Genomic DNA, 13,240 nt, shown 5'->3' on the forward strand with positions numbered 1-13,240 from the left:
GGGACTCCATGGTAAAGGAGTCCGGCACCGGCACATCAAGGGCCTCAGACGAGGTGGTCCCGGCCCCCCGCAGGGTTGCCGTCGTCCTCGGTGACGTTGCGGAACCCGGCCGCTTCCAGGTCATCGGCCAGTTCATCGATCGATGCATGCTGGTCGTCCCACTGGTCGGTGCGGTAGGCGGTGCGCGCCATCATGTGGCCGGAGACCGGCGCGGTCAGAATCTGCAGCGCGATGGTGAACAGGGCGAGGAGGACCACGTGCCAGGTACGCAGCGTGAGCGCCACGCCGCTGAGGACCAGCATGAGCCCGAAGACCTGGGGCTTCGTGGCGGCGTGCAGCCGGGTCAACACGTCGGGGAAGCGCAGCACCCCGACGGCCGCCGCCACGCAGAACACCGCCCCCGCGAACAGGAGCAGGGCGCCCAGCAGGTCGAGGACCTCATTCATGGGTGCCCTCCTTCCCCGCCTGCCCGGCCGACTCCTCGGCGGCGCGCTCGGCCCGCTCACGCTCGGCCCGCTCACGCGTCAGGTTGGCCGCCCGAGCCTCGGCCTCGAGGAAGCGGCGCTCGCGGGCCGACGTACCGGTGATCAGGCGAGCCAGGCCGACGGCCGTGGTGAAGCCGACCAGCGACAACACCAGGATGATGACCAGGGCGACCCCGTTCCGGGTCGCGATCGCGTACGTGGCGACCGCGGCGGTCAGGACCGCGATGATCACGTCGGAGGCCACGCCCCGGTCCAGACCCGTCGGTCCCTTGGCGAGGCGCGCCATCGCCAACAGCGCGGCGATGGCCAGCAGCACGCCCGACGCGCCGACGAACAGCTGGGTGAGGAGGATCATGTCACGTCCTTGAAGTCGGGCTCGTCCCGGGGCTGCGGATGGTCGAGGGCCTGGATCTCCGCCCTCGAGCCCATCGCGCGGACGACGCGCCTCTCGATCGCGAGCGTGTCCTGCACGACTTCGCTGCGGAGCTCCGGGTCGGGCAGGTCGAAGACGTGCAGGTAGAGCGTCCGGCTGCGGCGACGGGCGTCCACGACGATCGTGCCGGGAACGACCGACACCAGCTCGGCGACGTTGACCTGGTAGAGGTCGCTGTCCGACCGCAGCTCGATCCGGACGATGCCCGGTGTCGGCACGCCGCGCCCGAACGCGAACACGGCCAACCGGAACGACGCGACCGCCAGGTCCTTGACCAGGTGCACCATGAGGGTGAGGACGCCCCACGGCCGCAGGCGTCCGGCCCACTCGATCGACGGGAGCGGGAAGACGATGGTGACCAGGATGCCCAGCAGGAGGCCCCCGACCACCGTGATGAGGTTGACGTCCCCCACCAGGAGCAGCCAGACGACGGCGAGCACGACCACTTGGCGCGGTTGCCACCGGATCCGGTGCTGACGCGGTGTCTGGCTCCGGTTCGCCTTCTCGGTCATGGCACCTCCGTCAGGACGGCGTGGACGTAGGCCCCATCGAGAAGGGCCCGTGCCGCCTCGTAGGTGTACGCGTAGAACGGTCCGGCCACGAGGGTCAGCAACAGGCTGAAGGCGAGGAGGGCGACGGTGGCACCGACCATGACATGAGGCATCGGACGACCCGGGTGCAGGTCCTCCCCCTCCTCGATCTCCTCCGCCGTGTAGGTGATGGGGGTTCCCCAGAATGCGCGGTTCCAGACCTTGGCGATGGCGTACAGGGTCAGGAGGCTGGTCAGGACGCTTCCGGCGACGAGGGCCCACGCCAACGGGGTGCCTGCTGCGACGCCGGCCCGCAGCAGCCCCAGCTTGCCGATGAAGCCCGAGAACGGCGGGATGCCGGCGAGGTTCATGCCCGGAACGATGAACAGGGCCGCCAGGAGCGGCGAGGTGGTCATCAGGCCACTCAGCCGGTCGATGTTGCTGCTGCTCCCGACGCGTTGGACCAACCCCGCGACGAGGAACAACGTCGCTTGGATGGTGATGTGGTGGGCGGTGTAGTAGATGGCCCCGGCCAGGCCTTCGATGCTGGCCAGGCCGATGCCCATCACCATGAACCCGATGTGGCTGACCAGCGTGAAGGAGAGCAGTCGCTTGAGGTCGGCCTGCGCGATGGCGCCGAGGATGCCGACGACCATGGTCAGCAGGGCGATCAGGAGCAGCAACTCGGTCAGCGGCCGGTGCGGGAACAACAGCGTCTGGGTGCGCATGATCGCGTACACGCCGACCTTCGTCAGCAGGCCCGCGAACACCGCGGTGACGGGCGCCGGCGCGGTGGGGTAGGAGTCCGGCAACCACGCCGACAGCGGGAACACGGCCGCCTTGATGGCGAACACCACCAGGAGCATGAACTGGATCGCCCCCTGGATGCCGTCGGGCAGGCCCGGGATGCGCTGGGCCATCTGGGCCAGGTTGACGGTGCCCACGGCCGAGTACGTCGTGGCCAGTGCGATGAGGAACAGGCTGGAGCTGAGGAGGTTCACGACCACGTAGATCGAGCCCGCGCGGATGCGCGAGGCGGTTCCGCCCATCGTCAGCAGCACGTAGGAGGCGAACAGCAGGATCTCGAATCCGACGAACAGGTTGAACAGGTCGCCGGCGAGGAAGGCGTCGGAGACGCCCGCGCACATGAGCAGGAAGGTCGGGTGGAAGATGGAGACGGGGGTCTCCTTGCGGACCTCGTCCTCCTCCTGTCCCGCCGAGAAGATGAGCACGGCGAGGGTCACCAGGCCGGCGACGGTGAGCATGATCGCCGAGAGCCGGTCCGCGACGAGCGCGATGCCGAAGCCCTGCGGCCAGGCCCCCACCCACAGGCTCTGGACACCCTCGAAGTGGGCCTGCACCGCCAGCGTCCCCGCCGCGGCGACGACGCCGATGAGGACGAGGATCGACACCAGGCGTTGGACACGCGGACGTCGGCCGAGCATGAGGGTGAGCGCGGCGCCGAGCATCGGCAGCAGCACGGGGATCGTGAGCAGGTTGTTCATTCGCTCACCCGGTCCTCGCCCGTGTCGCTGAAGCGGATGTCCTCGAAGCTGTCCGAGACGTCGTCGCGCTCGGCCAGTTCGCGGATGCGCCGGTCCTCGATGTCATCCGAGACCTCGTCGTTGCCGTGGAGCTGGAAACTCCGGTAGGCCATCGTCACCACGAATGCCGACACGGCCATGTTGATGACGATGGCGGTCAGCACCATGGCCTGGGGCAGGGGGTCGGACATCCTGTCCGCGGCGAACATCCCGATCAAGGGCGGCAGGCCCGCCGGCCCGGACGCGATGAGGAACAACACGTTCACACCGTTGCCCATCACCAGCACCCCGACCAGGATGCGGGTCAGGGAGCGCTCGGTCAGAAGGTAGACGCCCGCCGCGATGAGCACGCCGGCGACGATCGCGAGGGTCACGTTGCCGGTCACGGGCGGTTCCCCCGGCGTGCGCTGGCGGGAAGTGCGGTGGTCGACTCGGGCCTGGGCAGGGGCGTCCGCTCCTCCTCCGCGTGGACGTCGATGCCGGCGCCCAGGCTCCGCGCGAGGTCGAGCATCATGCCGAGCACGACGAGGTACACGCCGATGTCGAAGACGGTGGAGCTCACCAGGTGCAGGTCACCGACCGCGTTGACGACACCCCAGGGCGTGGCCACGGCGTCCAGGCCGGGGATCGTCAGGTGGATGTCATAGCTCTGGAAGATCCGCCCACCGAAGGCCCAGGGCACGAGCGCACTGCCGACGGACACGAACAGGCCCGCGCCGAGGACGCGACCGGCGTCGCCGGGGGCAGCGTCCTCGAGTTCGCGCCCGCCCGCTGCGAGGTACCGGACGACCAGGGCCAGGCCCGCCACCAGACCCCCGGCGAAGCCGCCGCCGGGCAGGTTGTGGCCCGCGGTCAACAGGTAGATCGAGACGACGATCATGATGCCGAACAGCAGGCGGGTCGTGACCTCGAACACCAGCGACCGGGCCGCGGGGTTGAGGCTGCCCGTCGTGCGGAGCCACGCGCCGCTGCTGGTGCTCGCGTCGATGCGTCGCGTCCGGCGCTGCGGCACCCGCGAGCGGAGGAAGATCAGGCTCGCGACGCCCGTGGCGGCCACCACGAGCACGGAGAGCTCGCCGAGGGTGTCCCAGGCGCGGGTGTCGACGAGGATCACGTTGACGATGTTCTTGCCGTAGCCGAACTCGTAGGCGGCCGTCTCCAGGCCGGCCGACGCGCGTACCGCCGTCCGGGAAGCGGCGGCGACGAGCACCGAGGCGCTCACCGTCGCCCCCACGGCCACCGCCAGCAACATCCGCACCCACCGGGACGAGTGCAGCGGCCGGTCGGTGAAGTACTTGGGCAGGGTCCGCAGGACCAGCAGGAACACCAGCAGGGAGGCGGTCTCGATGAGGACCTGGGTGAGCGCGAGGTCGGGGGCACCGTGCAGGAGGAAGAGGAGGGCCGTGCCGTACCCCGTCACACCCACGGTGATGATGGCGCGCACACGTCCCCGCACGCCGATCAGTGTCACCGCGGCCACGACGGTCACCAGGCCGACGCCCACCTGCGCGACGTTGTCGAACCAGACGGCGTTCTCCGGCCAGACCGGCATCAGGATCAGCGTTCCACCCACGGCGACGACGAACACCGACAGGATCGTGGAGAGGTAGGACGCCAGCGAGCCTCGCTGGACCCGGGCGGTGACCTCGACGGCGATCACGTCGAGCAGGCGCATCGACCAGCGGTAGAAGTCATTGGCCGCCGGGACCTGCGGGAAGGTCGCCTGGACGCGGGCCACGCCGTCCCGCTGCCAGAACAGCAGGACACCGCCCGTGATGGCGACCACCGAGAGCAGGAGCGGGGTCGAGAAGCCGTGCCACAGGGCCAGTTCGGACGGCTCGGACCCCACCGTGAGGCTGCGGGTGTAGCTCGAGAGCAGGCCGGTGACCTGGTGGCCCAGGAAGCCGAGCACGAGGCCGGCCACGCCGAGCAGGACGGGGCCGGCGATGAAGCCCGTCTCCGGGGCGTGCGCGACCTCGAGGGTCACGGTGCGCCGGCGCGTGCCGAAGGCACCCCACCAGAAGCGCAGCGAGTAGGCGGCGGTGAGCATCGACCCGACCGCCACGGCGCCGGCGAGCAGGAACGCGGGTGCGGGCAGCAGCGGCGTCCCATCGCCACCCTGCGCGATCCGGACGAGGGCGTCCAGCGCCGCCTCCTTGGCCACGAACCCGAACAGGGGTGGTAACCCCGCCATGGACGCCGCGGCCAGGCCGGCCGTCACGGCCAGGACGGGCATGCGTCGTCCCAGCCGGGTGAGCTTCGTGATGTCACGGGTGCCGGTGGCGTGGTCGATCACGCCGACGGTGAGGAACAGCGTGGCCTTGAACAGGGCGTGCGCCAGGAGCATCGCCAGGCCCGCCTGTCCGGCGGCCTTCGTGCCGAGGCCGACGAGGATCATGATGAAGCCCAGCTGGCTGACCGTGCCGTAGGCCAGCAGGAGCTTGAGGTCGGTCTGCCGCAGGGAACGCCAGCCGCCCAGGATCATCGTGGTCGCGCCCAGGATGGAGATCGCTTCCCGCCAGAACGGGACGCCGGCGAACACCGGGGCGAGCGCCGCCACGAGGTAGACACCCGCCTTCACCATCGTCGCGGCGTGCAGGTAGGCCGACACCGGAGTGGGTGCGGCCATGGCGCCGGGCAGCCAGAAGTGGAAGGGGGCCAGCGCCGACTTCCCCAGGGCGCCGACCAGCATGAGCAGGGCCGCTGCGGTCGCGGCGCCCCCTTGGGGCGCGGCGGCGAGGACGGCGTCGAGGCGGAAGGTGCCGGTGACCGACCCGAAGGTCACGATGCCGACCAGCATCGCCAGGCCGCCGGTGGTGGTGACGATGAGGGCGGTCGTGGCCGCGGCGCGGTTCGCCCGCCTGGAGGAGTCGTGGCCGATCATCAGGTAGGAGAACACCGTGGTGAGCTCCCAGAAGACGTACAGCAGCACGAGATCGTCAGCGGTGACCAGCCCCAGCATGGCTCCCGCGAACGCGACCAGCAGGCCCAGGGTCCGCGCCGGAGGGTCGGCGAAGTACCAGCGGCAGTACAGCAGCACGAGCACGCCGATGCCGGTGACCACCAGGGCGAGCAGCCACTGCAACAGGCCGACGTTGAAGGTGAGGCCCACCGAGAGCGCCCGGATCCAGGGTGCCGTCTCGAACACGGCGGCCCCGGAGGTGATGGTCGGGGCGATGCTCAGCAGCCACCCGACGCCGATCGCCGGCGCGATCGCCACGACCAACCAAGCGTTGCGCCCGAGGATCCGTACCCACCAGGACGCCGTGATACCCAACAGGAAGTGCAGGGCGATCAGGCTGAGGAGCACGCGGTCACGCCTTTCGGTGGATCGTGCGGGGGACGCAGCGTCACCCTACCAACTGGGAACTCCCAACCCCGGGACGGCCGAATGACGGGCGGGGCGGGGCCAGGAGCTCCTCGGCGCTCACAACCCGGGGAACCAGAGCGCGATCTCGCGCGCGGCGGACTCGGGGGAGTCGGAGGCGTGCACGATGTTCTGGGCACCGGACAGGCACAGGTCGCCCCGGATGGTGCCGGGCGCCGCCTTGACCCCGTCGGTGGCCCCGTTGATGGAACGAACCGCCTCGATGGCCCGCTCCCCCTCGAGGACGAGCGCGACGAGCGGGCCGGAGGTGATGAAGTCACGCAGCCCCGGGTAGAAGGCACGCTCCAGGTGCTCGGCGTAGTGCTCGTCGGACAGGGCCACGTCGATCGTCCGGAGCTCCAGGGCCGCGAGGGTGAGCCCCTTGGCTTCGTAGCGGGCCAGGACGGTGCCGACGAGGCCGCGGGCGACGGCGTCCGGCTTGATCAGGACGAGGGAACGTTCGGTCATGCCCGACACCCTACTGGGGCTGCTCCATCTTCTTGCCCAGGAAGAACTCGAGGGCGAACAGGGCGGCGAAGCCACCACCCACGGCGTACATCCAGGGGGTGAGCAGGCCGAGGGCCATGCCGGCGATTTGCGCCAGCCACGCCAGCGGCCACCCGATCGGGCGGCGTCCGATCGTGGCCCCCGCCACGAGGGCCAGGACCGCCGCCGCCCCACCGCCTCCGAACGCGAGGGCAAGGGGGATGTCGTTGACCTGGATCATGCCCGGGACGGCCAGGACGAAGACGACCGCCTCGAAGATGAGCGTCAGCGCCAGCGTCTTGGTCATGGCGTTGCCCTCGGTGAGCCTCATCGCTCGTCCTCCTCGTCGCGGACCAACAGGGTGGATGCCTCGCCGGCCAGGATGACAGAGCCCCCCACGAGGATGCCGGCGCCGGCGCCGGCGTCGTCTGCCAGGGCCACGGCGAGTTCGAGGGCGTCGGGCAGGGAGGCCCGGACGTGCACGCTGTCATCGGTGAAGTGCTCACGCGCGATCTCGCCGAGTTCCCCGGCGGGCATGCCACGGTCCGTCGACGCGACCTGGGTGCAGACGATGGTGGTCGCCTCCTCGGAGATGAGGTGGATGACACCCTCGACGTCCTTGTCGGACATCATGCCGACCACGGCGATGAGCGGGGTGAAGTCGTACGCCTCACGCAGGCCGGCCAGCGTGGCCCTGGTGCCGTGGACGTTGTGGCAGGTGTCGAGAACGATCGCCGGTCCGGTCCGGACACGCTCGAGGCGTGCCGGCACGCGGACGGCGGACAGCCCCTCGGCGATGACGTCGTGCGGGAGCGGTTTGCCACCCAGGAACGCCTCGACCGCTGCCACCGCCAGGGCGGCGTTGCGCGCCATGTGCTCACCGTGGACGGGGAGGAACAGGTCCCGCGCTGGACCGCTGCTGGTCTCGACCCGGATCAGCTGGCCACCCACGGCGACCGTGCGTTCGATGAGGCCGAAGTCCACCCCCTCGCGCAGGATCCGGGAACCCACCTCCGCCGCGCGGGCGGCGAGGACGGCGTCCGCCTCGGGCTGCTGCCCGGCCACGACCGCGATCGAGCCGGGCTTGATGATGCCCGCCTTCTCACCGGCGATCTGCTCGATGGTGTCCCCGAGCAGGTGCGTGTGGTCCAGGTCGATGGGGCACACGACGGCCACGTCGGCGTCCGCCACGCTGGTGGCGTCCCACGTGCCGCCCAGGCCGACCTCGACGACCGCCACGTCGACCGGGGCCTGCGCGAACGCCTCGAACGCCAGGCCCGTCATCACCTCGAAGAACGTCATCGCGACGCCGTCGAGTTTCTGGGCGTCGACCATCTCGACCAAGGGCAGGACGTCACCCACGAGCGTGTCGAACGCGTCGGCGGCCATCGGCTCGCCGTCGATGTTGATGCGCTCGGTCAGGTCCATCAGGTGGGGGGAGGCGATGCGCCCCACCCGGAGACCGAGGGCGAGCAGCAGCGCCTCGATCATGATGGCGGTGCTGCCCTTGCCGTTCGTGCCCGCCACCTGGATGATCGGGTAGCCCGTCTGCGGCTCGCCGAGCAGGTCGGTCAGGGCCCGGATGCGGCTCAGGCTCGGGGCGACGCGGTGCTCCGGCCAGCGGGACTGGAGGGCGCGGGAGATCTCGGCGTGGGTTGTCATGGCGGGGCCAGCCTACCGGGGAGCCCGCACCGGACGCCCCCATGTGGGACCGATGGTCGTTGGCACTACGATTGCCGCCATGACTTCTCAGCCGATCCAGTCCGTGCCCACGTCGACCCCGTCGGCGTGGGTCGTACCGGATCGTCCGGTGCTGGAGGGCCTCGAGAACACCTGGTCCGCCCGCTGGAAGGACCAGGGCACCTACGCCTTCGTCCGCCCCGAGTCGCGCGACCAGGTCTTCAGCATCGACACCCCGCCGCCGACCGTGTCCGGTTCACTGCACGTGGGCCATGTGTTCTCCTACACCCACACCGACCTCATCGCGCGCTACCAGCGCATGACCGGCAAGCGCGTCTTCTACCCGATGGGGTGGGACGACAACGGCCTGCCGACCGAGCGCCGCGTCCAGAACTACTACGGCGTCCGCTGCGACCCGAGCGTGCCCTATGACCCCGAGTTCACTCCCCCGGCCAAGCCGGATCCGAAGCGCCAGGTGCCGATCAGCCGCCGCAACTTCGTCGAGCTCTGCCATGAGCTCACGGCCGTGGACGAGCAGGTCTTCGAGGACCTCTGGCGCACCCTCGGCCTGTCGGTGGACTGGGACACCTTGTACGCCACCATCTCGGACGAGTCCCAGGCGGTCGCGCAGCGCGCGTTCCTGCGCAACCACGCGCGCGGGGAGGCCTACCTGTCCGAGGCGCCGACGATGTGGGACGTCACCTTCCAGACCGCCGTCGCCCAGGCCGAACTCGAGGCCCGTGAGTACCCGGGCCACTACCACCGTGTCGCCTTCCACGGCGCCGATGGTCCCGTCCACATCGAGACCACCCGTCCCGAGCTCATCCCCAGCGTGTGCGCGCTGGTCGCCCACCCCGACGACGAGCGCTACCAAGGGATGTTCGGCACGACGGTGACCTCGCCGGTGTTCGGGGTGGAGATCCCGGTGCTCGCACATCCGGCCGCCGAGAAGGACAAGGGCGCCGGCATCGCCATGGTCTGCACCTTCGGCGACCTCACCGACGTGTTGTGGTGGCGTGAACTGAACCTGCCCACGCGCGTGGTGCTCCAGCGGGACGGACGGCTGGCCGCCGAGACGCCCGAGTGGCTCACCCACGGTGAGCCGTACGCGCACCTGGCCGGCAAGACGACGTTCGGCGCCCGGGAGGCGATGGTCGGCCTGCTGCGCGAGTCCGGCGACCTGGACGGCGAGCCGAAGCCGACGCAGCGCATGGCGAACTTCTACGAGAAGGGCGACAAGCCGCTCGAGATCGTGTCGACCCGCCAGTGGTACATCACCAACGGCGGCCGCGACGAGGCCCTCAAGCAGCAGCTGCTGGCCCGCGGCGAGGAACTCGCCTGGGTGCCCGAGCACATGCGCCACCGTTACTCCAACTGGGTCAACGGCCTCAACGGCGACTGGCTGATCTCGCGCCAGCGCTTCTTCGGGGTGCCGTTCCCGGTCTGGTACGCGCTGGACGCCGAGGGGGAGCCGAACTACGACGAGCCGATCCTGGCCGACGAGGCATCCCTGCCCGTCGACCCGGCCTCCCAGCCCGCTCCCGGGTACACCGAGGACCAGCGGGGGGTGTCCGGCGGCTTCATCGGCGACCCCGACGTCATGGACACCTGGGCCACCTCGTCACTGACCCCGCAGATCGCCTGCGGCTGGGAGCGCGACGAGGAGCTGTGGAACCTCACGTTCCCGATGGACATCGCACCGCAGGCCCACGACATCATCCGCACGTGGCTGTTCAGCCGCGTCGTCCGCTCCCACCTAGAGAGCGACACCCTGCCGTGGAAGCGCGCGACGATCTCCGGTTTCGTGGTGGATCCGGACCGCAAGAAGATGTCGAAGTCGAAGGGCAACGTGGTCGTGCCGACCGAGATCCTCGACAAGTTCGGTGCGGACGCCGTGCGCTGGCGCGCCGCCATGGCGCGTCCGGGCATGGACTCGCCCTTCGACGAGACCCAGATGAAGGTCGGCCGACGGCTGGCGATGAAGATCCTCAACGCGTCGAAGTTCGTGCTGGGCATCGCCAAGGGTGAGCGGTTCGGTCAGGAGTCAGCACCGTCCGGCCCGGTCGACCTCTCCCCCGCGGCTGTCACCGCACCGATCGACCTCGCGATGCTGGCCCGCCTCGCCGAGGTCGTCGAGCAGGCGACCAAGGCGTTCGAGGCCTACGACTACTCCGCGGCGCTGGAGGTGTCGGAGCAGTTCTTCTGGACGTTCTGTGACGACTACCTCGAGCTGGTGAAGGAGCGCGCCTACGGCGCCCAGGGCGTTGAGGGTGAGGCCTCGGCCCGTGCGGCCCTCGCGCTGGCGCTCGACGTGCTGCTGCGTCTGTTCGCCCCGTTCATGCCGTTCGTCACCGAGGAGGTCTGGTCGTGGTGGAAGTCCGGCTCGGTGCACCACGCCACCTGGCCGACGGCGTCCGAGCTGCCGTCCGGTGGTGACGCGGCGCTGCTGGACGACGTCTCGGCTGCCCTCATCGGCATCCGCGGCGTGAAGTCGAACGCGAAGGTCTCGATGAAGACCGAACTCGAGTCGGCGCTCGTGGCCGGGCCGGACGCCGCGATCGAGCGGCTGACCTCGGTGGAGGCCGACCTGCGGGCCGTGGGGCGCATCACCACGCCGATCACCTGGCAGGGTGCGGAGACGCTCATGGTGACGGCCCGCATCGCCACCGCCGAGTAGGACCTCGGACGCCATCGTCCCCCTGACCCGTCGGGTCAGGGGGACGATGCGGTTTCAGGAAGGCTTCAGGCCGACTTGCTGCGGCGCGAACTCCGCGAGGAGGCCGCCCGCGGGAGCATGCGGGGCTCCGCGCCGTCGCGGACGACCTCGGCGGTCACCACGACCTGACCGATGGTGTCGTCGGACGGGACGTGGAACATCACGTTGAGCAGGATCTCCTCCAGGATCGACCGGAGACCACGCGCGCCGATGCCGCGCGCCAGCGCGAGTTCGGCGATGGCGGCGATCGCGTCATCGGTGAACTCGAGGTCCACACCGTCCAGCTCGAAGAGCTTGCGGAACTGCTTGGTCAGTGCGTTGCGCGGCTCCACCAGGATGCGGACCATGGCGTCGAGGTCGAGCGGGTTGACCGTCGAGATCATGGGCAGGCGGCCGATGAACTCGGGGATCAGACCGAACTTGTGCAGGTCCTCGGGACGGACCTGCTCGAACGGGTTGCCGTCCGTGCGCCGGGCGGAGAGGTCGTTGTTGAAGCCCAGCGGTCGCTTGCCGATGCGGGCGTTGATGATGTCCTCCAGGCCGGCGAACGCGCCGCCCACGATGAACAGGATGTTCGTCGTGTCGATCTGGATGAACTCCTGGTGGGGATGCTTGCGCCCCCCCTGCGGAGGCACTGACGCGGTCGTGCCCTCGAGGATCTTCAGGAGCGCCTGCTGGACGCCTTCGCCGGAGACGTCGCGCGTGATCGACGGGTTCTCGCTCTTGCGGGCCACCTTGTCGATCTCGTCGATGTAGATGATGCCGGTCTCGGCCTTCTTCACGTCGAAGTCAGCGGCCTGCAGCAGCTTGAGGAGGATGTTCTCCACGTCCTCCCCCACGTAGCCGGCCTCGGTCAGCGCCGTGGCGTCCGCCATCGCGAACGGGACGTTGAGCATGCGGGCCAGGGTCTGGGCCAGGTACGTCTTGCCGCAGCCGGTCGGACCGATGAGGAGGATGTTGCTCTTGCCGAGCTCCACCAGCTCGTCCTCCGCGGCCCGACGCGGGCTGCTCGCCTGGGCCTGCACGCGCTTGTAGTGGTTGTACACCGCCACGGCGAGGGCCTTCTTCGCGGTCGGCTGGCCGATGACGTAGGAGTCGAGGAACGACACGATGTCGCGGGGCTTGGGAAGCTCCTCCAGCAGGCCGACGTCCGCCGCCTCGGAGAACTCCTCCTCGATGATCTCGTTGCAGAGCTCGATGCACTCGTCACAGATGTAGACACCCGGGCCGGCGATGAGCTTGCGCACCTGCTTCTGGCTCTTTCCGCAGAACGAGCACTTGAGCAGGTCGGAGGTCTCCCCGATGCGCGCCATCCCTCTCCTCCTTCTTCGTCAGACGCCGGGCGTCAGCCGACGTCCTTCAGCGACGTGAAGATCTCGTCGATGATGCCGTACTCCTTGGCCTCCTCGGCGGTCAGGTACTTGTCACGTTCGATGTCGCGGCTGATCTTCTCGACCGGCTGGCCGGTGTCATCGGCGAGCATCTGCTCCATGAGCGAACGGATGCGCAGGATCTCCTTGGCCTGGATCTCCAGGTCGGAGCCCTGCCCGTAGCCACCTTCGGTGGCGGGCTGGTGGATCAGGATGCGGCTGTTCGGCAGGGCGAAACGCTTGCCCTTGGCGCCGGCGGCCAGCAGCACGGCCGCGGCCGAGGCGGCCTGGCCGAGGCAGACCGTCGACACGTCCGGCTTGATGTACTGCATGGTGTCGTAGATGGCGGTCAGCGCCGTGAACGAGCCACCGGGGGAGTTGATGTACATCGAGATCGGGCGCTCGGGATCCATCGACTGGAGCACGAGGAGCTGCGCCATCACCGCGTTGGCGATGTCGTCCACGATCGGCGTGCCGAGGAAGATGATGCGATCCTCGAACAGCTTGGTGTACGGGTCGACGCGGCGGACGCCATAGCTGGTGCGCTCCTCCCACTGGGGGATGAAGTAATCCATCATCGGGCCCTGCGGAGCGGCGCCGCCGGCGAGCATCTTGTTCATTGCTGCGAT

12 protein-coding genes are annotated in these 13,240 nt (G+C 69.5%); 1 reads left to right on the forward strand and 11 read right to left on the reverse strand.

Annotated features, from left to right (window positions below; genetic code table 11):
- Positions 1-44: 44 nt before the first annotated feature.
- The 9 genes from mnhG to AC5YDA_RS09560 form a co-directional block, all read right to left on the reverse strand.
- Positions 45-446 carry a monovalent cation/H(+) antiporter subunit G gene (mnhG, locus tag AC5YDA_RS09520; RefSeq protein WP_496189142.1) on the reverse strand — a complete coding sequence of 134 codons (402 nt, stop codon included), beginning with the start codon at positions 444-446 and terminating at the stop codon, positions 45-47.
- Positions 439-840, reverse strand: a complete 402-nt coding sequence (locus AC5YDA_RS09525) for an MrpF/PhaF family protein (RefSeq protein WP_496189143.1) — start codon at positions 838-840, stop codon at positions 439-441. Before AC5YDA_RS09525 ends, mnhG begins: the two co-directional genes overlap by 8 nt.
- Positions 837-1,430 (reverse strand): Na+/H+ antiporter subunit E, encoded by a 594-nt coding sequence (locus AC5YDA_RS09530; RefSeq protein WP_496189144.1) that lies wholly within the window; start codon positions 1,428-1,430, stop codon positions 837-839. The genes AC5YDA_RS09525 and AC5YDA_RS09530 overlap by 4 nt, the downstream gene beginning before the upstream one ends.
- Positions 1,427-2,953, reverse strand: a complete 1,527-nt coding sequence (locus tag AC5YDA_RS09535) for a Na+/H+ antiporter subunit D (RefSeq protein ID WP_496189145.1) — start codon at positions 2,951-2,953, stop codon at positions 1,427-1,429. Before AC5YDA_RS09535 ends, AC5YDA_RS09530 begins: the two co-directional genes overlap by 4 nt.
- Positions 2,950-3,378 (reverse strand): Na(+)/H(+) antiporter subunit C, encoded by a 429-nt coding sequence (locus AC5YDA_RS09540; protein ID WP_496189146.1) that lies wholly within the window; start codon positions 3,376-3,378, stop codon positions 2,950-2,952. The genes AC5YDA_RS09535 and AC5YDA_RS09540 overlap by 4 nt, the downstream gene beginning before the upstream one ends.
- On the reverse strand, positions 3,375-6,302 hold the full coding sequence (locus AC5YDA_RS09545) for a Na+/H+ antiporter subunit A (RefSeq protein WP_496189147.1): 2,928 nt from the start codon (positions 6,300-6,302) through the stop codon (positions 3,375-3,377). The genes AC5YDA_RS09540 and AC5YDA_RS09545 overlap by 4 nt, the downstream gene beginning before the upstream one ends.
- Before the next feature lie 117 nt (positions 6,303-6,419).
- Positions 6,420-6,827 carry a nucleoside-diphosphate kinase gene (gene ndk, locus AC5YDA_RS09550; protein WP_496189148.1) on the reverse strand — a complete coding sequence of 136 codons (408 nt, stop codon included), beginning with the start codon at positions 6,825-6,827 and terminating at the stop codon, positions 6,420-6,422.
- 10 nt (positions 6,828-6,837) lie between these two features.
- The gene (locus AC5YDA_RS09555) at positions 6,838-7,176 is read right to left on the reverse strand and encodes a DUF4233 domain-containing protein (protein ID WP_496189149.1); all 339 of its coding nucleotides are present in this window, start codon (positions 7,174-7,176) and stop codon (positions 6,838-6,840) included.
- Positions 7,173-8,507 carry a bifunctional folylpolyglutamate synthase/dihydrofolate synthase gene (locus AC5YDA_RS09560; RefSeq protein WP_496189150.1) on the reverse strand — a complete coding sequence of 445 codons (1,335 nt, stop codon included), beginning with the start codon at positions 8,505-8,507 and terminating at the stop codon, positions 7,173-7,175. The genes AC5YDA_RS09555 and AC5YDA_RS09560 overlap by 4 nt, the downstream gene beginning before the upstream one ends.
- 79 nt (positions 8,508-8,586) lie before the next feature.
- On the opposite strand from AC5YDA_RS09560, the gene valS reads away from it, so the two are divergent.
- On the forward strand, positions 8,587-11,202 hold the full coding sequence (gene valS, locus AC5YDA_RS09565) for a valine--tRNA ligase (RefSeq protein WP_496189151.1): 2,616 nt from the start codon (positions 8,587-8,589) through the stop codon (positions 11,200-11,202).
- A 65-nt stretch (positions 11,203-11,267) separates the two neighbouring features.
- Here the strand turns inward: valS and clpX are convergent, their stop codons facing one another.
- Together clpX and AC5YDA_RS09575 are read right to left on the reverse strand one after the other, a co-directional pair.
- Positions 11,268-12,554 (reverse strand): ATP-dependent Clp protease ATP-binding subunit ClpX, encoded by a 1,287-nt coding sequence (clpX, locus tag AC5YDA_RS09570; RefSeq protein WP_496189152.1) that lies wholly within the window; start codon positions 12,552-12,554, stop codon positions 11,268-11,270.
- Between the two features lie 32 nt (positions 12,555-12,586).
- Positions 12,587-13,231, reverse strand: coding sequence for an ATP-dependent Clp protease proteolytic subunit (locus AC5YDA_RS09575; protein ID WP_496189279.1), 645 nt, complete (start codon positions 13,229-13,231; stop codon positions 12,587-12,589).
- Between the last annotated feature and the right edge of the window lie 9 nt (positions 13,232-13,240).

It is taken from the genome of Propioniciclava sp. LT294, from assembly GCF_059516005.1.

Excerpts from the sequence above, each read along its gene's own strand:
- AC5YDA_RS09525 (WP_496189143.1), bottom strand. The coding sequence starts at position 840 with ATGATCCTCCTCACCCAGCTGTTCGTCGGCGCGTCGGGCGTGCTGCTG.
- clpX (WP_496189152.1), bottom strand. The coding sequence starts at position 12,554 with ATGGCGCGCATCGGGGAGACCTCCGACCTGCTCAAGTGCTCGTTCTGC.
- AC5YDA_RS09560 (WP_496189150.1), bottom strand. The coding sequence starts at position 8,507 with ATGACAACCCACGCCGAGATCTCCCGCGCCCTCCAGTCCCGCTGGCCG.
- AC5YDA_RS09535 (WP_496189145.1), bottom strand. The coding sequence starts at position 2,953 with ATGAACAACCTGCTCACGATCCCCGTGCTGCTGCCGATGCTCGGCGCC.
- valS (WP_496189151.1), top strand. The coding sequence starts at position 8,587 with ATGACTTCTCAGCCGATCCAGTCCGTGCCCACGTCGACCCCGTCGGCG.
- ndk (WP_496189148.1), bottom strand. The coding sequence starts at position 6,827 with ATGACCGAACGTTCCCTCGTCCTGATCAAGCCGGACGCCGTCGCCCGC.
- AC5YDA_RS09530 (WP_496189144.1), bottom strand. The coding sequence starts at position 1,430 with ATGACCGAGAAGGCGAACCGGAGCCAGACACCGCGTCAGCACCGGATC.
- mnhG (WP_496189142.1), bottom strand. The coding sequence starts at position 446 with ATGAATGAGGTCCTCGACCTGCTGGGCGCCCTGCTCCTGTTCGCGGGG.
- AC5YDA_RS09575 (WP_496189279.1), bottom strand. The coding sequence starts at position 13,231 with ATGAACAAGATGCTCGCCGGCGGCGCCGCTCCGCAGGGCCCGATGATG.
- AC5YDA_RS09555 (WP_496189149.1), bottom strand. The coding sequence starts at position 7,176 with ATGAGGCTCACCGAGGGCAACGCCATGACCAAGACGCTGGCGCTGACG.